Annotated in this window: 23 protein-coding genes; 12 read left to right on the forward strand and 11 right to left on the reverse strand. The window is 71.9% G+C overall.

The features are described 5' to 3' along the window. From ABT106_RS00810 to ABT106_RS00820, 3 genes are all read left to right on the forward strand, one after another. Entirely contained in the window at window positions 1-1,143 is a 1,143-nt protein-coding gene (locus ABT106_RS00810) for an NADH-quinone oxidoreductase subunit D (RefSeq protein ID WP_351270297.1), read from the forward strand. A 46-nt stretch (window positions 1,144-1,189) separates the two neighbouring features. Beyond that, a complete protein-coding gene (locus tag ABT106_RS00815; protein WP_351270300.1) occupies window positions 1,190-2,047 on the forward strand; it encodes an arylamine N-acetyltransferase family protein in 858 nt (285 codons plus the stop codon). A gap of 80 nt (window positions 2,048-2,127) precedes the next feature. Then, window positions 2,128-2,343 carry a hypothetical protein gene (locus ABT106_RS00820; RefSeq protein WP_351270302.1) on the forward strand — a complete coding sequence of 72 codons (216 nt, stop codon included), beginning with the start codon at window positions 2,128-2,130 and terminating at the stop codon, window positions 2,341-2,343. A 94-nt stretch (window positions 2,344-2,437) separates the two neighbouring features. Here ABT106_RS00820 and ABT106_RS00825 read toward each other — a convergent pair whose 3' ends face one another. The 4 genes from ABT106_RS00825 to ABT106_RS00840 form a co-directional block, all read right to left on the reverse strand. Next, on the reverse strand, window positions 2,438-3,583 hold the full coding sequence (locus ABT106_RS00825) for a hypothetical protein (protein WP_351270305.1): 1,146 nt from the start codon (window positions 3,581-3,583) through the stop codon (window positions 2,438-2,440). A gap of 98 nt (window positions 3,584-3,681) precedes the next feature. Beyond that, a complete protein-coding gene (locus tag ABT106_RS00830) occupies window positions 3,682-4,668 on the reverse strand; it encodes an ABC transporter substrate-binding protein (RefSeq protein WP_351270308.1) in 987 nt (328 codons plus the stop codon). Window positions 4,669-4,700: 32 nt separating this feature from the next. Beyond that, window positions 4,701-5,369 (reverse strand): ABC transporter permease, encoded by a 669-nt coding sequence (locus ABT106_RS00835; protein WP_351270311.1) that lies wholly within the window; start codon window positions 5,367-5,369, stop codon window positions 4,701-4,703. Window positions 5,370-5,373: 4 nt separating this feature from the next. Continuing rightward, window positions 5,374-6,072, reverse strand: coding sequence for an ABC transporter permease (locus ABT106_RS00840; RefSeq protein WP_351270314.1), 699 nt, complete (start codon window positions 6,070-6,072; stop codon window positions 5,374-5,376). Window positions 6,073-6,251: 179 nt separating this feature from the next. On the opposite strand from ABT106_RS00840, the gene ABT106_RS00845 reads away from it, so the two are divergent. After that, window positions 6,252-7,226, forward strand: a complete 975-nt coding sequence (locus ABT106_RS00845; protein ID WP_351270317.1) for an ABC transporter ATP-binding protein — start codon at window positions 6,252-6,254, stop codon at window positions 7,224-7,226. 80 nt (window positions 7,227-7,306) lie between these two features. On the opposite strand, the gene ABT106_RS00850 is transcribed toward ABT106_RS00845, so the two are convergent. Next, on the reverse strand, window positions 7,307-8,416 hold the full coding sequence (locus ABT106_RS00850; RefSeq protein WP_351270320.1) for an alpha/beta hydrolase: 1,110 nt from the start codon (window positions 8,414-8,416) through the stop codon (window positions 7,307-7,309). Between the two features lie 152 nt (window positions 8,417-8,568). Between ABT106_RS00850 and ABT106_RS00855 the strand changes: the two genes are divergently transcribed. The 6 genes from ABT106_RS00855 to ABT106_RS00880 all read left to right on the forward strand — a co-directional run bounded on the left by ABT106_RS00855 (window position 8,569) and on the right by ABT106_RS00880 (window position 13,493). Then, a complete protein-coding gene (locus ABT106_RS00855; RefSeq protein ID WP_351270323.1) occupies window positions 8,569-10,419 on the forward strand; it encodes a phosphatidylglycerol lysyltransferase domain-containing protein in 1,851 nt (616 codons plus the stop codon). A 101-nt stretch (window positions 10,420-10,520) separates the two neighbouring features. Continuing rightward, window positions 10,521-11,390, forward strand: a complete 870-nt coding sequence (folP, locus tag ABT106_RS00860; RefSeq protein ID WP_351270325.1) for a dihydropteroate synthase — start codon at window positions 10,521-10,523, stop codon at window positions 11,388-11,390. 22 nt (window positions 11,391-11,412) lie between these two features. Further along, window positions 11,413-11,856 (forward strand): nuclear transport factor 2 family protein, encoded by a 444-nt coding sequence (locus ABT106_RS00865; RefSeq protein ID WP_351270328.1) that lies wholly within the window; start codon window positions 11,413-11,415, stop codon window positions 11,854-11,856. A 131-nt stretch (window positions 11,857-11,987) separates the two neighbouring features. Further along, window positions 11,988-12,347, forward strand: a complete 360-nt coding sequence (gene folB / locus ABT106_RS00870; RefSeq protein WP_351270331.1) for a dihydroneopterin aldolase — start codon at window positions 11,988-11,990, stop codon at window positions 12,345-12,347. Then, window positions 12,344-12,952: a 2-amino-4-hydroxy-6-hydroxymethyldihydropteridine diphosphokinase gene (folK, locus tag ABT106_RS00875; RefSeq protein WP_351270334.1), complete on the forward strand. Its 609-nt coding sequence runs from the start codon at window positions 12,344-12,346 to the stop codon at window positions 12,950-12,952. The genes folB and folK overlap by 4 nt, the downstream gene beginning before the upstream one ends. Before the next feature lie 52 nt (window positions 12,953-13,004). Beyond that, window positions 13,005-13,493, forward strand: coding sequence for a DUF3180 domain-containing protein (locus tag ABT106_RS00880; RefSeq protein ID WP_351270336.1), 489 nt, complete (start codon window positions 13,005-13,007; stop codon window positions 13,491-13,493). Between the two features lie 107 nt (window positions 13,494-13,600). Here the strand turns inward: ABT106_RS00880 and folE are convergent, their stop codons facing one another. From folE to dacB, 6 genes are all read right to left on the reverse strand, one after another. Continuing rightward, window positions 13,601-14,209, reverse strand: coding sequence for a GTP cyclohydrolase I FolE (gene folE / locus ABT106_RS00885; RefSeq protein ID WP_351270339.1), 609 nt, complete (start codon window positions 14,207-14,209; stop codon window positions 13,601-13,603). A 96-nt stretch (window positions 14,210-14,305) separates the two neighbouring features. Then, entirely contained in the window at window positions 14,306-16,339 is a 2,034-nt protein-coding gene (ftsH, locus tag ABT106_RS00890) for an ATP-dependent zinc metalloprotease FtsH (RefSeq protein WP_351270341.1), read from the reverse strand. 207 nt (window positions 16,340-16,546) lie between these two features. Beyond that, window positions 16,547-17,107, reverse strand: a complete 561-nt coding sequence (gene hpt / locus ABT106_RS00895; protein ID WP_351270344.1) for a hypoxanthine phosphoribosyltransferase — start codon at window positions 17,105-17,107, stop codon at window positions 16,547-16,549. A gap of 66 nt (window positions 17,108-17,173) precedes the next feature. Continuing rightward, window positions 17,174-18,235, reverse strand: coding sequence for a tRNA lysidine(34) synthetase TilS (gene tilS / locus ABT106_RS00900; protein ID WP_351270346.1), 1,062 nt, complete (start codon window positions 18,233-18,235; stop codon window positions 17,174-17,176). A 247-nt stretch (window positions 18,236-18,482) separates the two neighbouring features. Beyond that, the gene (locus tag ABT106_RS00905; protein WP_351270349.1) at window positions 18,483-19,628 is read right to left on the reverse strand and encodes an Rv3626c family coenzyme F420 biosynthesis-associated protein; all 1,146 of its coding nucleotides are present in this window, start codon (window positions 19,626-19,628) and stop codon (window positions 18,483-18,485) included. A gap of 38 nt (window positions 19,629-19,666) precedes the next feature. Then, window positions 19,667-21,121 carry a D-alanyl-D-alanine carboxypeptidase/D-alanyl-D-alanine endopeptidase gene (gene dacB / locus ABT106_RS00910; protein ID WP_502979138.1) on the reverse strand — a complete coding sequence of 485 codons (1,455 nt, stop codon included), beginning with the start codon at window positions 21,119-21,121 and terminating at the stop codon, window positions 19,667-19,669. 132 nt (window positions 21,122-21,253) lie between these two features. On the opposite strand from dacB, the gene ABT106_RS00915 reads away from it, so the two are divergent. Both ABT106_RS00915 and ABT106_RS00920 read left to right on the forward strand, forming a co-directional pair. Further along, window positions 21,254-21,748: an inorganic diphosphatase gene (locus ABT106_RS00915; protein ID WP_267723126.1), complete on the forward strand. Its 495-nt coding sequence runs from the start codon at window positions 21,254-21,256 to the stop codon at window positions 21,746-21,748. A 171-nt stretch (window positions 21,749-21,919) separates the two neighbouring features. Beyond that, window positions 21,920-23,584, forward strand: a complete 1,665-nt coding sequence (locus ABT106_RS00920; RefSeq protein WP_351270355.1) for a threonine/serine exporter family protein — start codon at window positions 21,920-21,922, stop codon at window positions 23,582-23,584. Window positions 23,585-23,668 lie beyond the last annotated feature (84 nt).

Raw genomic sequence — 23,668 nt, forward strand, 5'->3', positions numbered from 1 at the left:
ATGACGGAGACCACGGTCGGCATCGGCGGGGCGGCGGAGAGCACCGACATGGTGCTCAACATCGGCCCCCAGCACCCTTCCACGCACGGCGTCCTGCGGCTCCGCCTCGTCCTGGACGGGGAGCGGATCGTCACCGCCGAACCGGTGGTCGGCTACATGCACCGCGGCGCCGAGAAGCTCTTCGAGGCCCGCGACTACCGGCAGATCGTGATGCTCGCGAACCGCCACGACTGGCTGTCCGCGTTCTCCAACGAGCTGGGCGTGGTCATGGCGGTCGAGCGGATGCTCGGCATGGAGGTCCCCGAGCGGGCCGTGTGGATGCGGACCCTGCTGGCCGAGCTGAACCGGGTGCTGAACCACCTGATGTTCCTCGGCTCGTACCCGCTCGAACTGGGCGGCATCACGCCGATCTTCCACGCGTTCCGCGAGCGCGAGGAGCTCCAGGCCGTCATGGAGGAGATCTCCGGCGGCCGCATGCACTACATGTTCAACCGCGTCGGCGGCCTCAAGGAGGACCTCCCGGCCGGCTGGCTCGGCCGGGCCCGCGCCGCCGTCGCCGACGTCCGCACCCGGATGGACGTCTACGACAAGCTGGTCCACGGGAACGAGATCTTCCGCGGCCGCACGCGCGGCGTCGGGGTGCTGTCCGCCGAGGCGGTCCACGCGTACGGCGTCTCCGGCCCGATCGCCCGCGCCTCCGGCGTCGACTTCGACCTGCGCCGCGACGAGCCGTACCTCGCCTACGGCGAGCTCCAGGACGTCCTGAAGGTGGTCACGCGCACCGGGGGCGACTGTCTGTCCCGCTTCGAGGTCCTGCTGGGCCAGACCCACAACGCGCTGGACCTGGCCGTCGCGTGCCTGGACCGGATGGCGGAACTGGCGCCGGGGCCGGTCAACCAGCGGCTGCCCAAGGTGCTCAAGGCGCCCGAGGGGCACACGTACGCCTGGACGGAGAACCCGCTCGGCGTCAATGGGTACTACCTCGTGTCCAAGGGCGAGAAGACCCCGTACCGGCTGAAGCTGCGCAGTGCCTCCTTCAACAACATCCAGGCCCTCGCCGTACTGCTGCCCGGGCAGCTCGTCGCGGACATGGTGTCGATCCTCGGCTCGCTGTTCTTCGTCGTCGGCGACATCGACAAGTAGCGGCCGCTCCCCGCGCTTCCCGGCCGCCGCGCTCTAGGGTGGCCGGATGAGTCCTGGCATACGCGCCGGCTACCTGCGGCGGCTCGGCGTCACCGATCCGGGCGTCCCCTGCGCCGAGGGACTGTTCGCCCTCCAGCGGGCGCACCTGGAACGCGTCGCCTACGACAACCTCGACATCCAGCTCGGCCGGCCGCCCGGGATCGACCCCGAGCGGTCGGCCCGGCGCATCGCCGCCGGGGGCGGCGGCTACTGCTTCCACCTCAACGGCGCCTTCGCGCTGCTCCTGGAGTCCCTGGGCTACGCGGTCACCCGCCACGCCGGCGGGGTCACCGCGGACGCCGCCTCCCGCACGGTGAGCGGCGACCACCTCGCCCTGACCGTCCGGGTCGGCGGGACGGGGTACTTCGTGGACACCGGGCTCGGCGACGGCCCGCACGAGCCGCTGCCGCTGCGCGAGGGCACGTACGGGCAGGGCCGGTTCCGGTACACGATGGAACGGCTGGAGCCGCTGGAGGGCGAGGGCCCGGGCTGGACCTACCGCAATCCCGGCGGGCCGATGCCCCGGGTGAACTTCCGCGACGCTCCGGCGGCCATGGCCGACTTCGCGGCGATGGACACCCGGCTCTCCACCGACGCCGAATCGCCCTTCGTACGGACCCTCGCGCTGCTGCGGCGGGACGCGGACGGCGTGGACGTGCTGCGGGGGCGGGTGCTGAGCCGGATCGATCCGGCGAAGGGAACGAGCGAGCGCGAGCTGGCCGGGCAGGAGGAGTTCCACGCGGTGGTCGAGGGCGTCTTCGGGCGGCGGCTCGACGACCTGACCCCGGCGGACCGGACGGCGCTGTGGGCCGCGGCGTGCCGGTCCCACGAGGCATGGCTGTCCCGGCGGGCCGCGGGGGCCTGACGGGGCCCGGGGCCTGACCGGGCAGCTCCGGCTGGAGGAGTGGTCACGTCGGTGTCGGTGCGGCAGGGCAGACTGGGGCCATGTCCCACTCCCCTCGCCGGGCCTGCCCCGCCTGCGGCCGCGACTGCGCCGTCACCGCGGGCCGGATCGCCCGCCACGACCCTCCCGGCGCGAGCGGCCGCGGCGACCTGGTGTCCTGCCCCGGCTCCCGGGCCAGGGTGATGCTCGGGGCCTGCGCGCCGACCCTGGACGGCTTCGTCCTGTCCGAACACCCGGGGCAGCTGCCGCTGTTCTGATCCCCGTCCACGGGCGCCCGTCCGGCCCGGCTGGTCAGGTTCTGCGCCGCCGAGCGGGGCCGGGGCATCGCCGCCGGCCCTGCTGGGGGCAGCTCTAGGAGATCGCCGTGCGCAGCCGGGCCACGTCGATCGGCTCGGTCTCGTCGTGTGCGGTCAGGTCGATGACCTGGCCCACCGCGCGGGTCTCCGCGGTGGCCGGCTTGAACCGGGGCTCGGTGGTGCTCCGCGCGGCCTCGGCCTTGTGCGCGGCGAGGACCTCGGCGCCGACCACGTCGGCCAGGTCCTCGTTCTGGACCGCCTCGATCACGGCGCGGGCCTGGGCGGCGTTCTTGGTGCCGAAGAAGTCGAAGCCGCCCTCGACGCGGGACGCCGACCGCCGCTGGGCCGCGTACGGGGCGACGGCCGCCGCCAGCCGGCGCGCGGGCGCCGCCGCCGCGCCGGAGGGCACCGGACGGGCGTGGCCGCCGGCCGCGCCGGAAACAGGGCCGGGGGCGGGCGGTGCGGCGGCGGGCGGTACGGCGGCGGGCGCCGGAGCCCGGGAGGGCGCCTGGGCGGCAGCGGAGGAGGCGGGGGCGGCGGGGGCGGTGGAGGAGGGCGCGGGCGCCGGAACCGGCGCGGCCGGCGGCCTGGGCGGGGCGGGCAGGGCCGGGGTCTTCGCCTTGCGGGCCAGCGCCCCCAGGGCCGCGTTGGCCCGGGCGTAGCCGACCGGGGTGGGCGCGCCGGCGGCGGTGCGCTCCTCGGAGACGGCGGGGAGTTCCTTCGGTGCCGCGGCGGCGGGGGCCGCGGCCGCCTCGATGGCCAGCAGCCGGCGGCGCTCCAGGGCGCTCGCCCGCTCGGTCTCGGCGGTGGCGTACCGGCGCAGGAGCGCCGCGTGCTCGCCGCGCAGCCCGGCCAGTTCCACGCGCTTGGCCCGCAGTTTGGTGTCGAGCCTGCCCCGCAGCACGCGGGCCTCTTCGAGGTCGGATTCGAGCTCGGCTATCCGCTCGTCCGTCTTCCACTCGTCCTTGACCCGCTCGCGCGCCAGCTCCGCGACCCGGCGGCCTGCCGACTGGTCCCAGGCGCGCATGACGACGGCGCCGGCGATCCCCGCGGTGGCCGTGACGGCCACGAGCAGCCGTAGCGCCAGCGGTTCCGCGAGCAGCCAGGCCGCGCCGGCGCCGACGGCGCAGACACCGGCGACGGTCGTCGGCGTGAGCAGCCGGTGCAGGGGTTCGGGATTGCGGTGGCGTCCACGGGGCATGGCCAGAAATTTACAGGGCGTTGAGGCCGAGTGGGGTACCCGCCCGGCAAATCCTTGCCGGGCGGTTACCCCACATTTCTCCACCAACCGTGTAACTGCTACTTCTTGACGAGGCCCTTGGACTCCAGGTACGCCTTCGCCACGTCCGCCGGCTTGGCGCGCTCCGCGTCCACCTTGCGGTTCAGGTCGATCAGGTCGGCCGTCGTGAGCGCCTTGGTCAGCTTGTCCAGCGCGGCCGCGACCTCCGGGGCGCCCGCGTCCTTGGCGTTCACCACGGGCAGGACGTTGTCGGCGTTCTGGAGCTTCTTGTCGTCCTCCAGCAGGACCAGGCCGTAGCCGTCGAGGGTGGCGTCCGTGGTCGTGGTCAGCACGAGCTGGTCCGCGCCGTCCTTGACCGCCTGCTTGGACTGCGGGGTGCCGACGCCCTTCGGGTCGATTCCGGCCACCTGGATCCCGTACGTCTTCGTCAGGCCGGGGGCGCAGAAGGGACGGACGGCGCATTCGTCACCCGCCGCGATCTTCACCTTCAGCCCGGACGTGCCGAGGTCGGACAGCGTCTTCAGGTTGTTCTTCAGGGCGAACTCCTTCGTCACCGCGAAGGCGTTCTGGTCGACGGCCCCGCCCGCCGGGAGCGCCTTGAGGCCCAGCGGGCCGGCGAGCTTCTCCAGCGCCGCCACCGTCGCCGCGACGTCGCTGGAGGCGACCGGCTTCTCCTCCGGCGCCTTCGCGCCGTTCACCTTGGCGTTGAGGAACTCCGCGAGGGTGGCCGCGTACTCGGGGACGACGTCGATCTCGCCCTTCTCCAGCGACGGTTCGTACAGCTCGCGGTTGTTGACCGTCTTGACCGAGGTGCTGTAGCCCGCGTCCTTGAGGACCTGCGCGTACAGCTCCGCCAGCACGTTGGCCTCGGTGAAGCCGGCCGAGCCGATCACCAGGCTGCCCTTGGCGCCTCCCGCGGAGGGCTCGGTGGAGGCCGATCCGCCGTCCTTGCTCTTCTCCAGGCTGTCGCCGCCGCACGCGGCCAGCGACACCGTCAGGGCGAGGGCGCCCAGGGACGCGCCGAGGACGCGCGTGGTCTTGCTCATGGGGGTACTCCGTTCGAGGCGATGGACAGGAATCAGCGGGACGTCGCGGCCCGCGGCAGCAGCCGGTCCGCCGCGATCAGAGCGCCCTCCACCAGCAGGGCCAGCGCCGCCACGAGCAGGGCGCCCGCGACGACCTGCGCGGTGTCGTACGTGTTGAAGCCGGCGGTGATGATCCGGCCCAGGCCGCCCTGGCCGACCATCGCCGCGATGGTGGCGGTGGCGATGACCTGCACCGCGCCGGAGCGCAGCCCGGTCATGACCAGCGGCCGGGCGAGCGGGAGTTCCACCCGCAGGAAGAGCTGCCCGCCGGACATGCCCATGCCCCGGGCGGCCTCGACCACGGAACGGTCCACCTCGCGCATGCCGACGTAGGCGTTGGTCAGCAGCGGCGGGATGGCGAACAGCACCAGGGCGGCGATGGTCGGCAGATAGCCGGAGTTGCGCAGCGGGGAGACCATGAACAGCGCCAGCACCGCGAAGACGGGGACGGCCCGGCCGATGTTGGAGATGTTGACCGCGAGCGCGCCGCCCTTGCCGAGGTGGCCGAGGTACAGGCCGACCGGCAGCGCCAGCGCGCAGGCGAGGGCGAGGGCGATCCCGCTGACGTAGACGTGCTCGCCGAGCCGGTGCCAGACACCGCTCTCCCCGGACCAGTTGGCGCCGTTCGCCAGCCAGTCCCAGGCTCCTTCCAGTACGCCCACGGCCTCAGGCCCCCTTGCCGGAGGCGGCCGGGCGCCCGGTGGCCCGGGTCCACGGGGTGAGCGCGCGCTGCACGCCGAGCAGCAGCAGGTCCGCGGCCAGGGCGAGCAGCACGCACAGGACGGAGGCGGTGAGCACCTGCGCCTTGAAGGAGGTGTTGACGGCCGGGGCGATGAGGTTGCCCAGGCCGCCCTTGCCGACGATGGAGCCGACGGTGGTGAGCGCCACGGTCGAGACCGTCGCGATCCGCACACCGGCCAGCAGCGCGGGCAGCGCCAGCGGCAGTTCCACCTGCCACAGCAGCCGAGCGGGGCCGTAGCCCATGCCGCGCGCCGCCTCCTTCACCTCCGCGGGGACGGCTTCCAGGCCGGCCAGCACGTTGCGGACGAGGATGGTCAGCGAGTACAGCACCAGGCCGGTCACCACCAGCGTCGCCGAGAGCCCGAAGACGGGGAGCAGCAGGGAGAACATGGCCAGCGAGGGCACCGTGTAGAGCAGGGTGGTCAGGCCCAGTACGGGCGCCGCCCAGCGGCGGCCGCGGCGGGCCAGCAGCGCGAGGGGGACGGACAGGGCGATGCCGATGAGGACCGAGGCGCCGGTGATCCAGAGATGTTCGAGGGTGGCGTCGGTGAGTTCCTGGGAGCGGGAGGTCACGTAGTCCCAGCAGATCCAGTCGTTCGCCACCAGGCAGTTCCGCTCCGCCACGCTCCTCACCTCCCCCTTTTCACCGAACGCTCATCGAACATACGTCCTTGCCGAATGCCACAGCCAGGAGCGACCTTAACCCCAGGTACCCACATTGGCCGGAAACCTTCGCAGGCGCGCAACACTCCCCTAACAAACCCGCAGCCCATACGACCGCCCTCTTGGGGAAGGATGGGAGGGTGATCCGATTCGAGCACGTGACCAAGCGCTACCCCGACGGGACGACAGCCGTCGAGGATCTGTCCTTCGAGGTGGCGGAAGGGGAGCTGGTCACGCTCGTGGGCCCGTCCGGCTGCGGCAAGACGACCACCATGAAGATGGTCAACCGGCTGATCGAGCCGACCTCCGGCCGCATCCTGCTCGGCGGCGAGGACATCGCCGCCGCCGACCCGGTGGAGTTGCGGCGCCGGATCGGGTACGTCATCCAGCAGGTCGGGCTGTTCCCGCACAAGACGGTGCTGGAGAACACGGCGACCGTGCCGCAGCTGATCGGCACCCCGAAGGCCAAGGCCCGCGCGCGGGCGGCCGAGCTGCTCGACCTGGTCGGCCTGGACCCGGCCGTATACGGCGGCCGCTACCCGGAGCAGCTGTCGGGCGGGCAGCGCCAGCGCGTCGGCGTGGCCCGCGCCCTGGCGGCCGATCCGCCGGTGCTGCTGATGGACGAGCCGTTCGGCGCGGTGGACCCGGTGGTGCGCGAGCGGCTGCAGAACGAGTTCCTGACGCTCCAGAAGACGGTGCGCAAGACGATCCTGCTGGTCACGCACGACCTGGAGGAGGCCATCCGGCTCGGCGACCGGATCGCCGTCTACGGCACGGGCACCATCGAGCAGTTCGACCGCCCGGCGGCCGTGCTCGGGGCGCCCGCCACCGATTACGTGGCCTCCTTCGTCGGCGCCGACCGGGGGCTCAAGCGGCTCGCCGTCACCGCCGTCGCGGAGGCCGACCTGACGGACGCGGAAGCGGACGCGAAGGCCCCGGCCCCGGCGGCCTCGGTCACGCTCGGCGCGACCCTGCGCGAGGCCCTCGCGGCCCTGCTCCAGGAGGACTCGGGCCGGATCGGGGTCACCGACCCGGCCTCCGGCGCGCTGATCGGCGTACTGACCCCGGAGGGCGTCCACCGGGCGCTGCGCCGGGCCCAGCTCCAAGGGGCCTGAGCCGGGGGCCGGCCCCCGGAAACGGCGGGAGGGCCCGACCGACGTCGGGCCCTCCCGTGCCTCCCTGCCCGCCCTCCGGCTCAGGCCTGGATGCGGCCGCTCATCCACGCCAGCATCGGCGGGATCTCGCGGCGCCACGTGTTGAAGTTGTGGCCGCCGCTGTCGAGGATGATCGAGGACACGCGGTCCGGGGACTTCACCTTCTTGATGAACTTCCTGGTGTCGCCGAGGTTCGGCTCGCCCTTCTCGCTGCTGGTGACGAGGAAGGACGTACCGCTCGGCGCCTTGGCGTCGATGCTGGCCAGGACGTCCGCGCGCTGCTTCAGCTTGGCGTCGCCGTGGAACAGGTCACCGGTCGTCGGGTCGTCGGGGGCCTCGTAGTAGGCGGACAGCCCGGCGGCGGCACCGAAGGTCTGCGGGTAGTGCGCGGCGATCTTCAGTGCGCAGTAGCCGCCCGTGGAATTGCCGATGAAGCCCATGTTCTCGGGCTTCTTGCCGACCCGGAAGGTGTCGGTGATGGCCTGCGGAAGGTCCACGGCGAAGAAGGTCTCCGTCTGCGGCCCGCCGGGTATGTCGACGCACTCGGTGTCACGCGGCGGCGCGATGGTCGGCCGCATCATGACCAGGATCATCGGCTTCATCTTGCCCGCCTTGGACAGGCTGAAGGCCTTCATCGGGTAGTCGAGCCCCTTGATGAGGTTCTCGGCCGTGCCCGGGTACCCCGTCAGGACGATCGACGCGGGGAAGTTCTGGTCCTTGTGCTGCGGCTGGAAGTACTCCGGCGGCAGCCACACGTAGCCCGGGCTCGTTATCTTCGACTTCTGCCCGGATATGGCAACCTTCAGGATCTGCCCGCCCACCTGGGGCCTGCCCCCGCCGGGCACATCCAGCTTCTGCTTGTCGACGACCTTGATGTCCTTGCTGCTCATCGAGTGGTCGACGACCTTGCCGATCGACGTCTCCTGGCCGAACAGGTCAGCCCAGGTGCCGTAGAAGAGGAACGACTTGTTGGCCGCGAGACCCACTGCCGAGAACAGCGCGAGCTGGGTCGCCAGCAGCAGCCCGATCCGGCCGGCGTACGCGCGCCAGGTGCGGCCCGAGAGCTTCGGCCAGAACACGACGGTGGCCGCGAAGAGCAGCACACCGGCGAAGATGGCCAGCGCCAGGACCGTATAACTGGTGAGACCCATGAGCAGTCAGTCGACTTTCTGATGGCAGGACTGGAAATTTCCGACGGAAGAGTGAACCCGCTCCTCGTCGATGTCGTCCTACTGGACGCACCACACACCGGAGGCTGTCGCGGCCTTCGGCCACATGATCTCTCGCGGAGCAACGGGAAGCGATGTCTAGCAGGATAGATGGCGATAAGTCGGGACAGGTTCCGAGCGGGGTCCGCCGGATTCTGGGCGGACCACGGCCGGAGTCGGTGCCCGGCCTGGTAGGTACGGCCGTCATGATCGTCGGCCTTCTGGACATCGCGGCGGGGGTCTTCCCGCGCTTCCGGCACAGCCGGATCCACGCGGTGACCGAAGTGCTGCCCGGTTCCCTCGGCCCCTTCGCGGCGGCCCTGTCCATCAGCGCGGGCGTCCTGCTCCTGCTGCTCGCGCACGGCCTCAAGCGGCACAAGCGGCGCGCCTGGCGCGCCGCCGTCGTCCTGCTGCCCGCCGGCGCGGCAGCGCAGTTCACCTACCGTCACTCGGTGGCCGGCCTGATCATTTCGGCGGTGCTCCTCGCGCTGCTGCTGCGCCACCAGAGTGAATTCAAGGCGCTGCCCGACCCGCGCAGCCGCTGGAAGGCGCTCGCGAACTTCGTTCTGATGAGCGCCGGTTCCATCGGCCTGGGCCTGGTCATCGTCAACGTGCACCCGGGCAAGGTCGTCGGCAACCCGAGCCTGTACGAGCAGATCACCCACGTCGTCTACGGCCTCTTCGGATACGAGGGCCCGGTCGACTACGCCGGACGGGTGTCCTGGACCGTCGGCTACTCCCTCGGCGCGCTCGGCATGCTCACCGCGCTCACCACGATCTACCTGGCCTTCCGCCCCGAGCACCCGGCCGCCCGGCTCACCGCCGACGACGAGGTCCAGCTGCGCGGACTGCTCGCCAAGCACGGCGGCCGCGACTCCCTCGGCCACTTCGCGCTCCGCCGCGACAAGGCCGTGGTCTTCTCCCCGAGCGGCAAGGCCGCCGTCACCTACCGCGTCGTCTCCGGTGTGATGCTCGCCTCCGGCGACCCCATCGGCGACGTCGAGGCGTGGCCCGGCGCCATCGAGCGGTTCATGGAGGAGGCCAAGGCCCACTCCTGGACCCCTGCCGTCATGGGCTGCAGCGAGACCGGCGGCGAGGTCTGGACCCGCGAGACGGGTCTCGACGCGCTGGAGCTGGGTGACGAGGCGATTGTCGATGTCAAAGACTTCTCCCTCGCGGGCCGCGCCATGCGCAACGTCCGCCAGATGGTGAAGCGCATCGAGCGCAACGGCTACACCACCCAGGTCCGCCGGGTCAGCGAGCTGACCGAGACCGAGCTGGAGCAGGTGCGCGGCGCCGCCGAGGCCTGGCGGGGCACCGACACCGAGCGCGGCTTCTCCATGGCGCTGGGCCGGGTCGGCGACCCGGGCGACGGCGACTGCTACATCGCCACCGCCCACCGGGTCGAGGAGGGCGACACGAGCCCCTTCGGCGACCTGAAGGCCGTCCTGCACTTCGTCCCGTGGGGCGCCGACGGCATGTCGCTGGAGCTGATGCGCCGCGACCGCGCCGCCGACCCCGGCATGAACGAGCTGCTCATCGTGGCCTCCCTGGAGGCCGCTCCCGGCCTGAAGATCGAGAAGGTCTCACTGAACTTCGCGATGTTCCGCTCGGCCCTCGCCCGCGGCGAGAAGATCGGCGCCGGCCCGGTGCTGCGGATGTGGCGCGGCCTGCTGGTCTTCCTGTCCCGCTGGTTCCAGATCGAGTCCCTGTACAAGTTCAACGCGAAGTTCCGCCCCCGCTGGGAGCCCCGCTTCGTGGTCTTCCGCACCACCCGCGACCTGCCCCGCATCGGCTTCGCCGCGATGCAGGCCGAGGGCTTCGTGACGCTGGCCCTGCCGCGGCTCTTCGCCAGCCGCCGGCGGCCCAAGCCGGTCCGCACCTGCGCCCACCACCAGGTGGCGTCGGTCCCGAAGCAGACGGAGCGCTCGGCCCAGGCCGCGTAGACCGTCTCTTCCGGACCCCGCCGGGGCCCCGGAGTACGCGCCCTGCCGGGTCCGCGACTCCGGGGCCCTGCCGTATCCAGGTCAGCCCTACCCTTGGACCTATGAACACGAAGCGCGGAGCCCCCGGCAGGGGCCGGGTCGCAGGTCTTCCCGAGTGGGACCGCTGCGGGGTCATGGGCGTCGTCAACGTCACCCCCGACTCGTTCTCCGACGGCGGCCGCTGGTTCGACACCACGGCGGCCGTCAAACGCGGCCTCGACCTCGTCGTCCAGGGCGCCGACCTCGTCGACGTCGGCGGCGAGTCCACCCGGCCCGGTGCGCCCCGCGTCGACGAGGAGGAGGAGCTGCGCCGGGTCGTCCCCGTCGTGCGCGGCCTGGCCTCCGAAGGCGTGACCGTGTCCGTCGACACCATGCGCGCGAGCGTCGCCGCCCGCGCCGTCGCCGCCGGAGCGATGCTGGTCAACGACGTCAGCGGCGGGCTCGCCGACCCCGGGATGATCGGGGCGGTCGCGTCCGCCGAGGTGCCCTTCGTGGTGATGCACTGGCGCGGCTTCAGCGCCGGCATGAACAGCCTCGCCGTCTATGACGACGTCGTCGGCGAGGTCACCGCCGAACTCCGCGACCGCCTCGACGCGGTCGTCGCCGGCGGCATCGCGCCCGGACGGCTCGTCGTCGACCCCGGCCTCGGCTTCGCGAAGAACGCCGACCACGACCTGGCCCTGGTGGCCCATCTGCCCGCCCTGCGCGCGCTCGGCTTCCCGCTCCTGGTGGCCGCCTCGCGGAAGCGTTTCCTCGGCCGCGTCCTGGCCGGCGCGGACGCCGCCCCGCCGCCCGCCCGCGAGCGCGACGCGGCCACCGCCGCCGTCTCCGCCATCGCCGCCCACCAGGGCGCATGGGCCGTCCGGGTCCACGAGGTACGGGCCACCGCGGACGCGGTTCGGGTGGCCCGCGCCGTGGAAGGGGCACTGTGACCACCGACCGAAGAGGAGCCCTGTGAGCAGAACCGACATCGAAGCGGTCGAAGAGGTCAACACGGCCTTCTACGAGGCCATGGAAGCGGGCGACTTCGACGCCCTGTCGGCGCTCTGGCTGGAGGACGAGATCTCCTGCGTGCACCCGGGCTGGCCGGTCCTCTCCGGCCGCGGCGAGGTGCTGCGCTCGTACGCGCTGATCATGTCCCACACGGACTACATCCAGTTCTTCCTCACCGACACCAAGGTGGCCGTCATCGACGACACCGCGCTGGTGACCTGTACGGAGAACATCCTCAGCGGCGGGCCCGCCGAGGACGGCGGGGAACTCGGTCCGCTGGTCGGCCAGCTGGTCGTCGCCACGAATGTGTTCCGACGCACACCCGGGGGCTGGCGGCTCTGGTCCCACCACGGTTCCCCCGTCCTCACGGAGTCCGACGAGGACGACGAGGACGACCCCTCCTGACCCCTCCGGCGGGACCCGGGGTGTTTCGCAGGTAAATTCGAAGCCGGACGACGCCGACCGCACTCGGCGTAGGCCCATGGCCCCGGGGAGTCCCGGGACCGGCAGCACCTACGAAAGCAGGAGTGATTCGCGTGGATCGTGTCTCGCTGCGCGGCCTCAAGGCTCGCGGGCACCACGGCGTCTTCCCCCGGGAACGCGAGGAGGGCCAGACCTTCATCGTCGATCTCGTGCTCCACATCGACACCCGCCCCGCGGCGGCCGACGACGACCTGGCCAAGACCGTGCACTACGGGGTGGTCGCGGAGGAAGTCGTCGACGTGGTCCAGGGAGAGCCGGTCGACCTGATCGAGACGCTCGCCGAGCGGATCGCCCAGCAGTGCCTGAAGCACGAAGCGGTGGCAGAGGTGGAGGTCGTCGTCCACAAGCCGGACGCGCCCATCACCGTCCCCTTCGACGACGTGACCATCACGATCACCCGGAGCCGCGCATGAACAACGGACTGAACGCACAGAGCGACCCCACGGTCCAGCCGGTACCGGCGTCCGTCGTGGAGGCGGTCGACGCGGCGGACGTCACGCTGTCCAACCCCAAGTGGGCCGTGATCGCGCTCGGCGCGAACCTCGGGAACCGGCTGGAGACCCTCCAGGGCGCCATCGACGCCCTCGGCGACACCCCGGGCCTGCGGGTCAAGGCGGTCTCCCCGGTGTACGAGACCGAGCCGTGGGGCGTGGACCCCGGCTCCCAGCCCGCGTACTTCAACGCGGTCGTCTCGGTGAAGACGACCCTGCCGCCGTCCTCCCTGCTGGAGCGCGGACAGGCCATCGAGGAAGCCTTCGACCGCGTCCGCGAGGAGCGCTGGGGCCCGCGCACCATCGACGTCGACATCGTCTCGTACGCCGAGGTCGTCTCCGAGGACCCGGTCCTCACCCTCCCGCACCCGCGCGCCCACCAGCGCGCCTTCGTACTGGCCCCCTGGCACGACATCGACCCGGAGGCCCGGATCCCGGGCCGCGGAGCCGTCTCCGCGCTCCTGGCCACCATCGGCCTGACCGGTGTCACGCCGCGCGCCGACCTGGAACTCCGCCTCCCGGAGTAGTCGTTACCCTGTGGGCTGCTGACGATCGGCGCGGGAAGCGGGGAACGGGCAAGTGAAGCAACTGAGGCCGGCGGTACTGGCGGGCATCTTCGCGGTCGCCGCCGTCCTGTCCTGGGCGGGCGCCCGCCTGTGGAACGCGTACGGCACCCTGCCCGGCGTCCCGCTGGCCGCCCCGGTCGTGCTGGCGGTCATCGCCGTGATCCTGCTGGCCACCGCGCTGTCGCTGCGCGCCCGCCTGAAGGCCCAGCGCGAGCGGCGGCCCGGCGCCAAGGGCGTGGAGCCGCTGATGGCGGCCCGCGCGGTGGTCTTCGGACAGGCCAGCGCGCTGGTCGCGGCCCTCGTGGCGGGGATGTACGGCGGTGTGGGCGTCTTCCTGCTCACCGAGGCCATGGACGTCCCCGCCCGCCGCGACCAGGCCTGGTACGCCGGTTTCTCGGTCCTGGCGGGCGCGGCGGTCATCGCGGCGGCCCTCTTCCTGGAACACGTCCTCAAGCTCCCCGAGGACGACGACGAGTCCCCGGAGGCCCCGGCCACCGCCTGACGGCCGCGAGCGCACCACACCACACGCCACGGCCCCCCTCCGCGAACGCGCGGAGGGGGGCCGTGGCACATCAGCGCCGTCGGCGGGCGGGCACCGGCGGGCGGGGCTCAGCGGGCGATGATCAGGCTCATCGCCTCGTTACGGGTCGCGGGGTCGCGGAGCTGGCCGCGGACCGCCGAGGTGATGGTCTTCGCACCGGGCTTACGGACCCCGCGCATGGTCATGCACATGTGCTCGCACTCGATGACCACGATGACCCCGCGCGGGTCCAGGATCTCCATCAGGGAGTCCGCGATTTGCGTGGTCAGCCGTTCCTGGACCTGGGGGCGACGGGCAAACACGTCCACCAGCCGGGCCAGCTTCGACAGACCGGTGATCTTGCCGTCAACGGACGGAATGTACCCAACATGGGCAACTCCGACGAATGGCACCAAATGATGCTCGCAGGATGACATGACCTCGATGTCCTTCACCAGGACCATCTCATCGTGCCCGAGGTCGAACGTCGTGGTCAGCACCTCTTCGGGCTTCTGCCACAGGCCCCCGAATATCTCCCGGTACGCCCGCGCCACGCGCGCCGGGGTCTCCCGCAGCCCCTCGCGGTCCGGATCCTCGCCGACCGCGATCAGAAGCTCGCGCACGGCGGACTCGGCACGCTTCTCGTCGAACTCGCCGATCGTGCCCTCGCCGCCGGTCAGGGTCACTGGGTCGGTCATCTCATCCTCGTTCCTGTGTGCCACGCGAACGGGCACGTGAAAGTGCCGCGCCCCCCAGGCTAGAACCTGGGGGGCGCGGCTTCCATTCCGGTCGGATCAGGGCTCGGGGGTGTCCTCGGGGGCCACCTCGATGCCCTTCTCCGTCGAGACCGGCGCGGCGGCGGACGCCGACGTGCCGTTCGCCGAGTTCGTCAGCTGGAGCTCCTTGGGAGAGAGCACCGGCGGACGGGTGGAGGGGGTGCGGCGGGAGGAGCCGGTCCACGCGGGGCGGGCCGGACGCTTCACGATCGTCGAGAAGACCTCGGCGATCTGCTCCTTGTTCAGCGTCTCCTTCTCCAGCAGCGCGAGAACCAGGTTGTCGAGGACGTCACGGTTCTCGACGAGGATCTCCCACGCCTCGTTGTGCGCGGTCTCGATGAGCTTCTTGACCTCTTCGTCGACCAGCGCCGCGACCTCTTCCGAGTAGTCCCTCGGGTGCGCCATCTCGCGCCCCAGGAACGGCTCGGTGTTGTCGCCGCCGAACTTGATCGCACCGAGACGCTCGGTCATGCCGTACTGCGTGACCATGGCCCGCGCCGTGGCGGTGGCCTTCTCGATGTCGTTCGCCGCGCCGGTCGTCGGGTCGTGGAAGACCAGCTCCTCGGCCGCGCGCCCGCCCAGCATGTACGCCAGCTGGTCGAGCATCTCGTTGCGCGTGGTCGAGTACTTGTCCTCGTCGGGCAGGACCATGGTGTAACCCAGGGCCCGGCCGCGGGACAGGATCGTGATCTTGTGGACCGGGTCGGAGTTCGGGGAGGCCGCCGCGACCAGGGCGTGTCCGCCCTCGTGGTACGCGGTGATCTTCTTTTCCCGTTCCGACATGATCCGGGTCCGCTTCTGCGGGCCCGCCACGACACGGTCGATCGCCTCGTCCAGCGAGTGGTTGTCGACCAGCTTCTTGTCCGAGCGGGCGGTCAGCAGGGCCGCTTCGTTCAGGACGTTGGCCAGATCGGCACCGGTGAAGCCGGGCGTGCGCCGGGCAACCGCGCCCAGGTCGACGTCCGGGGCGACCGGCTTGCCCTTCTGGTGGACCTTGAGGATCTCCAGACGGCCCTGCATGTCGGGACGGTCGACCGCGATCTGCCGGTCGAAGCGGCCCGGACGCAGCAGCGCCGGGTCGAGGATGTCCGGACGGTTCGTGGCGGCGATCAGGATGACGCCGCCCTTCACGTCGAAGCCGTCCATCTCGACCAGCAGCTGGTTGAGGGTCTGCTCGCGCTCGTCGTGACCGCCGCCGAGACCCGCACCGCGGTGCCGGCCGACGGCGTCGATCTCGTCGACGAAGACGATCGCCGGGGCGTTGGCCTTGGCCTGCTCGAACAGGTCACGGACACGCGAGGCACCGACACCGACGAACATCTCGACGAAGTCGGAACCGGAGATCGAGTAGAAGGGGACACCGGCCTCGCCCGCGACGGCGCGCGCGAGCAGGGTCTTACCGGTGCCGGGCGGGCCGTACAGCAGCACACCCTTGGGGATCTTGGCGCCGACGGCCTGGAACTTCGCCGGCTCCTGGAGGAACTCCTTGATCTCGTGGAGTTCCTCGACGGCCTCGTCCGAACCCGCGACATCGGCGAACGTCGTCTTCGGGGTGTCCTTGGTGATGAGCTTGGCCTTGGACTTCCCGAAGTTCATGACCCGGGAGCCGCCGCCCTGCATCTGGTTCATCAGGAACAGGAAGACAACGACGATGAGGACGAAGGGCAGGAGCGAGAGCAGCACGCTCAGGAACGGGCTGGTCTTGTCCGGAGAGACGGAGTAGCCCTTGGGAATCTGACCGGCTTCGTACTTGCTCTGGAGGTTCTGGGCGAGCTGGACGCCCTGATCCCCGATGTAGTTGGCCTGGAACTTGGTGCCGTCGCGCTTGTCGAGCTTCTGATCGCTCTTCAGATCGATCTTGATCATCTGGCTGTCGCCGGTGGTCAGGCGTGCCTGCTCCACCTGGCCACTGTTGATCGCCTTGATGACCTCGCTGGTGTCCACCGACTTGTAGCCGCCGCCGGAGCCGACGACATTCATCAACACGACCACGGCGAGGACGGCCAGCACGATCCACATGACCGGCCCACGGAAGTATCGCTTCACGTCCATCCATACGGGGCGCCAGGCACCCCGTCCCTCCTGCCCGTAGGTAAATGCTGCTGTGAGTAAAGACTGTTCTTCGGAATGTACCCCTGTATTGTCACCCGCGGCCTCGTGGGACGGCTGACAGACCCGCTTCCCCTGCTTCAACGGCGGGAAGCTCCCCCAGGTTCCCCTCGCTCGGCGAGGGAGCGGTCCCGGGGGCCGGGAGGGTGATCAGCCGCCGTACACGTGCGGGGCGAGCGTGCCGACGAACGGCAGGTTGCGGTACTTCTCCGCGTAGTCGAGGCCGTAGCCCACGACGAACTCGTTCGGGATGTCGAAACCGACCCACTTCACGTCGATGGCGACCTTGGCGGCGTCGGGCTTGCGCAGCAGCGTGACGACCTGAAGGGAGGCCGGCTCGCGGGAGCCCAGGTTCGACAGCAGCCAGGACAGCGTCAGACCGGAGTCGATGATGTCCTCGACGATCAGGACGTGCTTGCCCTTGATGTCGGTGTCCAGGTCCTTGAGGATCCGGACCACCCCCGAGGACTGGGTCCCGGCGCCGTACGAGGAAACCGCCATCCAGTCCATGGTGAGCGGGGTGGACAAGGCGCGCGCCAGGTCCGCCATCACCATCACGGCGCCCTTGAGCACACCGACGATGAGCAGGTCCTTGCCCGCGTACTCCGCATCGATCTTCGCGGCCAGCCCGGCCAGCTTCGCGTCGATCTCTTCCTTGGTGATGAGCACCGACTGGAGGTCGTTGCCCATGTCCTTCTCGTCCACCCGCATCACTTTCGTTGTCGGCCGGGGCTCCGGGGGCGACCCCGGAGGACTCAGCCGTGTTTCGAGCGCCAATCAGCCCTGCCGAATGACCAGTCTGCCACCCTGCCGCTGGGCCTCGACCCGGCCGGGCAGGTTGATGGCGCCCTGACCGCGCCATCCGGTGATGAGACGGTCGACTTCCTCGATGTGACGGGCGAAGAGGGACCCCGCGGGAGAACCGGCGGCGACCACGGCCCTGCGCAGCACCCGGCGGCGGACGGCCGGGGGCAGGGCGTACAGCTTGGCGCACTCCAGGCGGCCGTCGTCGTCCCGTACGCCGGTCTCCGCGGAAGCGGCCCAGGAGTCCAGGGCGTCGGCGTCGTCGCGGGACAGCTGGGCGGTACGGGCCAGGGCCTCGACGACGCCCTTGCCCAGCGCCTTCTCCAGGGCGGGCAGTCCCTCGTGGCGCAGGCGGGAGCGGGTGTAGGCGGGGTCGGTGTTGTGCGGGTCGTCCCAGACGGGGAGGGACTGGACCATGCAGGCCTTGCGGGCGGTCTGCCGGTCGACCTGAAGGAAGGGGCGGCGGTAGCGGTTGGTGCGGCCGGGTCCGCCGGACTTCTCGGCCATGCCGGAGAGGGACCGGATGCCGGAGCCGCGGGCGAGACCCAGCAAAACGGTTTCGGCCTGGTCGTCGCGCGTGTGGCCCAGCAGTACGGCGGCGGCGCCCAGCCGGTCCGCGGCCTCGTCGAGGGCTCCGTAGCGGGCGTCGCGGGCCGCGGCCTCGGGACCGCCGTCCCGCCCGACGCGCACGGCGACGGACTCCACCGGGTCGAGGCGGAGCGCGGCCATGCGGGTGATGACCTCGGCGGCGCGCAGGTCGGAGCCGGCCTGGAGGCCGTGGTCGACGGTGATGCCTCCGGCCCGGATGCCGAGTTTGGGCGCCTCGAAGGCGAGGGCGGAGGCGAGGGCCATCGAGTCGGCGCCGCCGGAGCAGGCGACGAGGACCAGCGGCGGGCCGCCGGCCGTGGTGCGCGGGTCGGCGCAGGGCGCGGCCCCGGACCGGGTCTGGGGGAGTTCGGTGAGATCGGTGAGGACGTCGTGGAGTACGCGGCGGACCGCCAGGCGTATCGCCGCGACCGCAGGATGGGGACCCATGTCCGGTGCCCTTCGGTGGAGTTCGGATGCCTCGGGGGCTCCCCCGGCTGTCGCCGGCAGGGCCCCGGGGGACGGGGTGCTCAGGAGTGGTGCCCGGATTTCCCCGGCGAGCGGGGATGTCACTCAGAGTGCGTCGATGGTGACAGAGCCGAGCCGTTCCCCGAGCATCGCACGCCCTTTCACGGCCTACGGTCCCTCGGACGGGTGACGCTGCTTCCCCCAGTGAGTCATGTTTACGCCCCCCGCGTCACCCGCGTTCGCTCTCTTCACTCCCCTTGCGGTGTACACGGGCCACCCAGTCCGCGGGCCGGGCGATCTCGGCTTTGGTCGGCAGTGTGTTCGGAGAGGTCCACACCCGGTTGAACCCGTCCATGCCGACCTGGCCGACGACGGCGCGCACGAAGCGTTCGCCGTCGCGGTACTGGCGCAGCTTCGCGTCGAGGCCGAGGAGCTTGCGCAGCGCGGCGTCGAGCCGGCCGGCCCCACTGGCCCTGCGCTGCTGGAACTTCTCCCGGATCTCGGCGACGGAGGGCACCACCTGGGGGCCGACGCCGTCCATGACGAAGTCGGCGTGACCCTCCAGGAGGGACATGACGGCGGTGAGCCGGCCCAGCACCTCGCGCTGCTCGGGGGTCTGCACGAGCTCGACGAGGGAGCGGCCCTCCTCGCCCCGCTCGGCGTCGGGGCGGGCCCCGGCGAAGGACTGGGCGGCTTCGCGGATGCGCTCCAGGACCGTCGACGGGTCCATTTCGGTGGCGCCCAGGAACGTCTGGATTTCGCCCTCGAGGTGGTCCCGGAGCCACGGGACGGCCGTGAACTGCGTACGGTGGGTCTCCTCGTGCAGGCAGACCCAGAGCCGGAAGTCGTGCGGGTTCACCTCCAGTTCGCGCTCCACGTGCACGATGTTCGGCGCGACGAGCAGCAGCCGCCCGCCGCCCGCGGCGGAGCCCGGCAGGTCGCGGGAGGGCGGCGCGAAGGTCTCGTACTGGCCCAGCACGCGGGAGGCCAGGAAGCTCAGCAGCATGCCGAGCTCGACGCCGGTGACCTTGCCGCCGACCGCGCCGAGGACGGCGCCGCCGGGGCTGGCGGCGCGGCGGTCCTGCATCTTGCCCAGGAGGGGCTGGAGGAGCTCGCGGAAGCCGGCCACATTGGCCTTGACCCATCCGGCGCGGTCGACGACCAGCACGGGCGTGTCGGGGAGGACGAGGCCCTCGGGCATCATCCGGGTGAACTCGCGCACGTGCCGTTCCGAGGTCCTGGCGTGCCCGCGCAGCTCCGCGACGACGGCCCGCGCCTCGTCCCGGCCGACCTCCGGGCCGGGCCGCACCAGCCGGGTCGCGGTCGCCACCGCGAGGTTCCAGTCGACCATCTCCACACCACTGATGCTCGTCATGCGTCAACCGTACGTGGACCGGCCCCTCCGCGGACCCCCTACGACGCGGCGGCGACCGCCGCGGCCAGCTTGTCCAGGGCCTTCTCCGCGCCTTCGGGTCCCGGGCTGTTCGCGGTGAGGAAGGCGAAGGCGAGGAGCCGGCCGGAGGAGTCGACGACGGTTCCGGCGAGGGAGTTGACCCCGGTCAGGGTGCCCGTCTTGGCCCGGAGCAGGCCCGCGGCCGGGGAGGAGCCGGCGTTGCGGGCGCGCAGCGTGCCGCTGAACCCGGCGACGGGCAGCCCGGTCAGGACGGGCCGCAGCTCCGGCCGCCCGGGGTCCGCGGCCTTGGCCAGCAGCCCGGTCAGCAGGCCGGCGCTGACCTTGTCGGCGCGGGCCAGGCCGCTGCCGTCGGCGAAGCGGGAGCCGGCGGTGTCGACGCCGAGGGAGGCGAGCCGGTCGGCGACGGCCTTCTCGGCGCCCTCGAAGCCGGCGGACTGCCCCGAGGCGAGGGCCGTCTGCCGGGCGAGGGCCTCGGCGATGTCGTTGTCGCTGTGGGTCAGCATCCGCTCGACGAGCCCGGCCAGCGGCGTGGAGAGGGTGACGGCCAGCGGCGGGGCGTCCGCGGGGGCCTTGGCGCGGGCGGGTTCGCCGGTGACCGTGATGCCGCGCTCGGCCAGCAGGGCGGCGAAGGCGCGGGCGGCGTCCTTCGACGGGTCCTCGGACCGTTCCACGGGCCCGGAGGAGGACTCGTCGGGGCGGCCCTCGTCGGCCGTCAGGGCGGTCACGAGCGCGAGGTTGGGGTTGACGCCGATCGGGTGGCGGGCGGGGCCGGTGTAGAGGGAGTCGTCGTACCCGAGGCCCACGGAGGCGGTTCCGGCGGCCTTCAGGGCCTGGGCCGTGTCGGCGGCGAGGGCGACGAGGCTGCCGCCGGAGCCGGCGGGCGCCTTCTTGCGGGCGGTGAGCGAGGGGTCGCCGCCGCCCACCAGGACGATCTGCCCGGGGGCGGCGCCCCGCACGACGGACGTACGGATCCGGTGCTCGGGCCCGAGGGCGGCCAGCGCCGCCGCCGCGGTGGCGATCTTGACGGTGGAGGCGGGGGTCATCGCGTCCCGCGCCCCGGACTCGTACAGCACCTGCCCGGTGGCGGTGTCCACGACGGAGGCGGTGCGGACCGTGCCGAGCGCGCGGTCGGCGAGCAGCGGGCCGAGCGCGGCGCCGAGCCCCCCGGGTGCGGCCGCGGCCTGCCCGCGCACGGCGCCCGGACCGACGGCCCCGAGCACGCCCGGGGCACTGGGCGCGGCCTGCGGGAGCGGCCCGGCACCGTGATCTGCGCCACCCGTACGGCCCCAGGAGCCGACCCTGTCCCGCTCGGCCTTACGCTGGCCCGAGTCCCAAGGACCGGCGGCGGACACCGTCGCCACCGACAGGGCCAGGCCAACGGCGGCCGACCCCGCGATGAGCTGCCACGTCTTGAGCGAGGGCACCTCGGACCAGCCCCTTTCGCGATCACACATATGCGTGAGGGACACTTAACCACTGCGTCTTGCCGCGAGCATGGCGGCCCACCCGGCAGAGCCGGGCCGGCCGCGCGCGAGTCGAGGCAATGCAGTCCCGGAGCAATGAAGCTGATCATGGAGGAGCAGGACGTGGAGTTCGACGTCACCATCGAGATCCCCAAGGGTTCGCGGAACAAGTACGAGGTGGACCACGAGACCGGCCGGATCCGTCTGGACCGACGCCTCTTCACCTCGACCAGCTACCCGGCCGACTACGGCTTCGTCGAGAACACCCTCGGCGAGGACGGCGACCCGCTGGACGCGCTGGTCATCCTGGACGAGCCGACCTTCCCGGGCTGCCTGATCAAGTGCCGCGCGATCGGCATGTTCCGCATGACGGACGAGGCGGGCGGCGACGACAAGCTGCTGTGCGTGCCGGCCTCCGACCCGCGTGTCGAGCACCTGCGCGACATCCACCACGTGTCCGAGTTCGACCGCCTGGAGATCCAGCACTTCTTCGAGGTCTACAAGGACCTGGAGCCGGGCAAGTCGGTCGAGGGCGCGAACTGGGTCGGCCGCACCGAGGCCGAGGCCGAGATCGAGAACTCGTACAAGCGCCTCGAGGCGCAGGGCGGCCACCACTAGGTTCCGCCGGTGAGCGGGTCCGAGGGGCGCGGTGCCCCCGGCCTTCGCACGCGACAGCGGGCGGCACCCCCCGACGGGGGTGCCGCCCGCTGTGCGTTGCCGGTGCGGGCCGCCCCCCTTTCGCCGGGGACGAAACGATTCCGCATACTGAAGGCGCGGATGATCACAGGGATGATCACGACAGGAGGACGCGTGGCGGAGGCCGACGGGGCAGAGGACAGGAAGCCCCAGTCCGACGAGGCGCGCAGCGCTTTCACCACGCCGCACGGGATGGCGTCCGAGGCGCCGGAGGAGGACCAGCCGACCTCCGAGTTCTCGGTGCCCGACGGCTTCGCGACCCTCCCGGTGGAACCCGAGGGGTCCGCGTTCGCCCACCCCGCCACGTACAGCTCCCACCACTCCCCGCCCGCCTACACCCCCGGCCAGGGGTTCCCGGTGACCCGGATGAAGGAGTCCCCCTGGCAGGACCGGATGCGCACCATGCTGCGCATGCCGGTCGACGTGCGCCCCGTCCCGGACCGCGTGTACAAGCAGGCCGAGGACACCGGCCCCGCCGTGGGCCGCGTGCTCGACCTGACCCTGCGCATCGGCGAGCTGCTGCTCGCGGGCGGGGAGGCCGCCGAGGACGTGGAGGCGGCCATGTTCGCGGTGGCCCGCTCGTACGGGCTGGACCGCTGCGAGCCCACCGTCACCTTCACCATGCTGTCGATCACCCACCAGCCCTCGCTGGTGGACGACCCGGTGTCGGCGAACCGCACCGTGCGCCGCCGCGGCACCGACTACAACCGCCTCGCGGCCGTCTTCCGGCTGGTGGACGACATCAGCACCCACGACGACGTGTCGCTGGAGGAGGCGTACCGGCGCCTCGCCGAGATCCGCCGCAACCGGCACCCGTATCCCGGCTGGATGCTCACGACGGCCGCCGGGCTGCTCGCCGGGGCGGCCTCCACGCTCGTCGGCGGCGGGGTCCTGGTGTTCTTCGCGGCCGCGATCGGCGCGGTCCTCGGCGACCGGCTGGCGTGGCTCTGCGCCGGCCGGGGACTGCCCGAGTTCTACCAGTTCGTCGTCGCCGCGATGCCGCCCGCCGCCATCGGCGTGGCACTGAACATGACCGGGATCGACGTCAAGGCGTCCGCCGTGATCACCGGCGGGCTGTTCGCGCTGCTGCCCGGGCGGGCCCTGGTCGCGGCCGTGCAGGACGGCCTGACCGGCTACTACATCACCGCGTCCGCCCGGCTGCTGGAGGTCATGTACCTCTTCATCGGCATCATCCTGGGCGTGCTCGTCGTGCTGTACGTGGGGCTGCAGTTCAACGACGCCTCGCCGCGTCCGGAGGAGGTCCTCCAGATCCAGCAGCGGCCGCTGATCCAGATCGCCGCCTCGATGGTGCTGGTGTTCACCTTCGCGATCCTGCTCCAGCAGGAGCGCTCCACCGTGTGGATCGTGACGCTGAACGGCGGGATCGCCTGGTCGACGTACGGGGCGCTGCACTACGCGGGGGGCCTGGAGCCGGTGCCGTCCACGGCCATCGCGGCCGGCCTGGTCGGCCTGTTCGGACAGCTCTTCTCCCGCTACCGCTTCGCGTCCGCCCTGCCGTACGTGACCGCGGCCATCGGCCCGCTGCTGCCCGGCTCGGCGACGTACTACGGGCTGCTGCTGATCGCCGAGAACGAGCTGAGCCAGGGGCTCGGCTCGCTGACCAACGCCGCGGCCATCGCGCTGGCCATCGCGATCGGGGTCAACCTCGGCTCCGAGGCCTCGCGGATGTTCATGCGGATCCCGGGGGCCGCGAGCGCCGCCAAGCGCCGCGCGGCGAAGCGCACCCGCGGCTTCTAGACCGCGCCGCTTCCCGCCCGCGTACCGCGCCGCCCGCCTACCGCGCCCCGGTTCCGCACACGCCCTCCGTACGCGCCTCCCGGC

It is taken from the genome of Streptomyces sp. NPDC002044 (genome assembly GCF_040296725.1).
GTDB classification, from domain to species: domain Bacteria; phylum Actinomycetota; class Actinomycetes; order Streptomycetales; family Streptomycetaceae; genus Streptomyces; species Streptomyces antarcticus.

Bases quoted from the DNA above. Each gene is read 5' to 3' on its own strand.
- ABT106_RS00810 (WP_351270297.1), top strand. From the start codon at position 1: ATGACGGAGACCACGGTCGGCATCGGCGGGGCGGCGGAGAGCACCGAC.
- ABT106_RS00815 (WP_351270300.1), top strand. From the start codon at position 1,190: ATGAGTCCTGGCATACGCGCCGGCTACCTGCGGCGGCTCGGCGTCACC.
- ABT106_RS00820 (WP_351270302.1), top strand. From the start codon at position 2,128: ATGTCCCACTCCCCTCGCCGGGCCTGCCCCGCCTGCGGCCGCGACTGC.
- ABT106_RS00825 (WP_351270305.1), bottom strand. From the start codon at position 3,583: ATGCCCCGTGGACGCCACCGCAATCCCGAACCCCTGCACCGGCTGCTC.
- ABT106_RS00830 (WP_351270308.1), bottom strand. From the start codon at position 4,668: ATGAGCAAGACCACGCGCGTCCTCGGCGCGTCCCTGGGCGCCCTCGCC.
- ABT106_RS00850 (WP_351270320.1), bottom strand. From the start codon at position 8,416: ATGGGTCTCACCAGTTATACGGTCCTGGCGCTGGCCATCTTCGCCGGT.
- ABT106_RS00855 (WP_351270323.1), top strand. From the start codon at position 8,569: ATGTCTAGCAGGATAGATGGCGATAAGTCGGGACAGGTTCCGAGCGGG.
- folP (WP_351270325.1), top strand. From the start codon at position 10,521: ATGAACACGAAGCGCGGAGCCCCCGGCAGGGGCCGGGTCGCAGGTCTT.
- folK (WP_351270334.1), top strand. From the start codon at position 12,344: ATGAACAACGGACTGAACGCACAGAGCGACCCCACGGTCCAGCCGGTA.
- folE (WP_351270339.1), bottom strand. From the start codon at position 14,209: ATGACCGACCCAGTGACCCTGACCGGCGGCGAGGGCACGATCGGCGAG.
- ftsH (WP_351270341.1), bottom strand. From the start codon at position 16,339: ATGGACGTGAAGCGATACTTCCGTGGGCCGGTCATGTGGATCGTGCTG.
- hpt (WP_351270344.1), bottom strand. From the start codon at position 17,107: ATGCGGGTGGACGAGAAGGACATGGGCAACGACCTCCAGTCGGTGCTC.
- tilS (WP_351270346.1), bottom strand. From the start codon at position 18,235: ATGGGTCCCCATCCTGCGGTCGCGGCGATACGCCTGGCGGTCCGCCGC.
- ABT106_RS00905 (WP_351270349.1), bottom strand. From the start codon at position 19,628: ATGACGAGCATCAGTGGTGTGGAGATGGTCGACTGGAACCTCGCGGTG.
- dacB (WP_502979138.1), bottom strand. From the start codon at position 21,121: ATGTGTGATCGCGAAAGGGGCTGGTCCGAGGTGCCCTCGCTCAAGACG.
- ABT106_RS00920 (WP_351270355.1), top strand. From the start codon at position 21,920: ATGATCACGACAGGAGGACGCGTGGCGGAGGCCGACGGGGCAGAGGAC.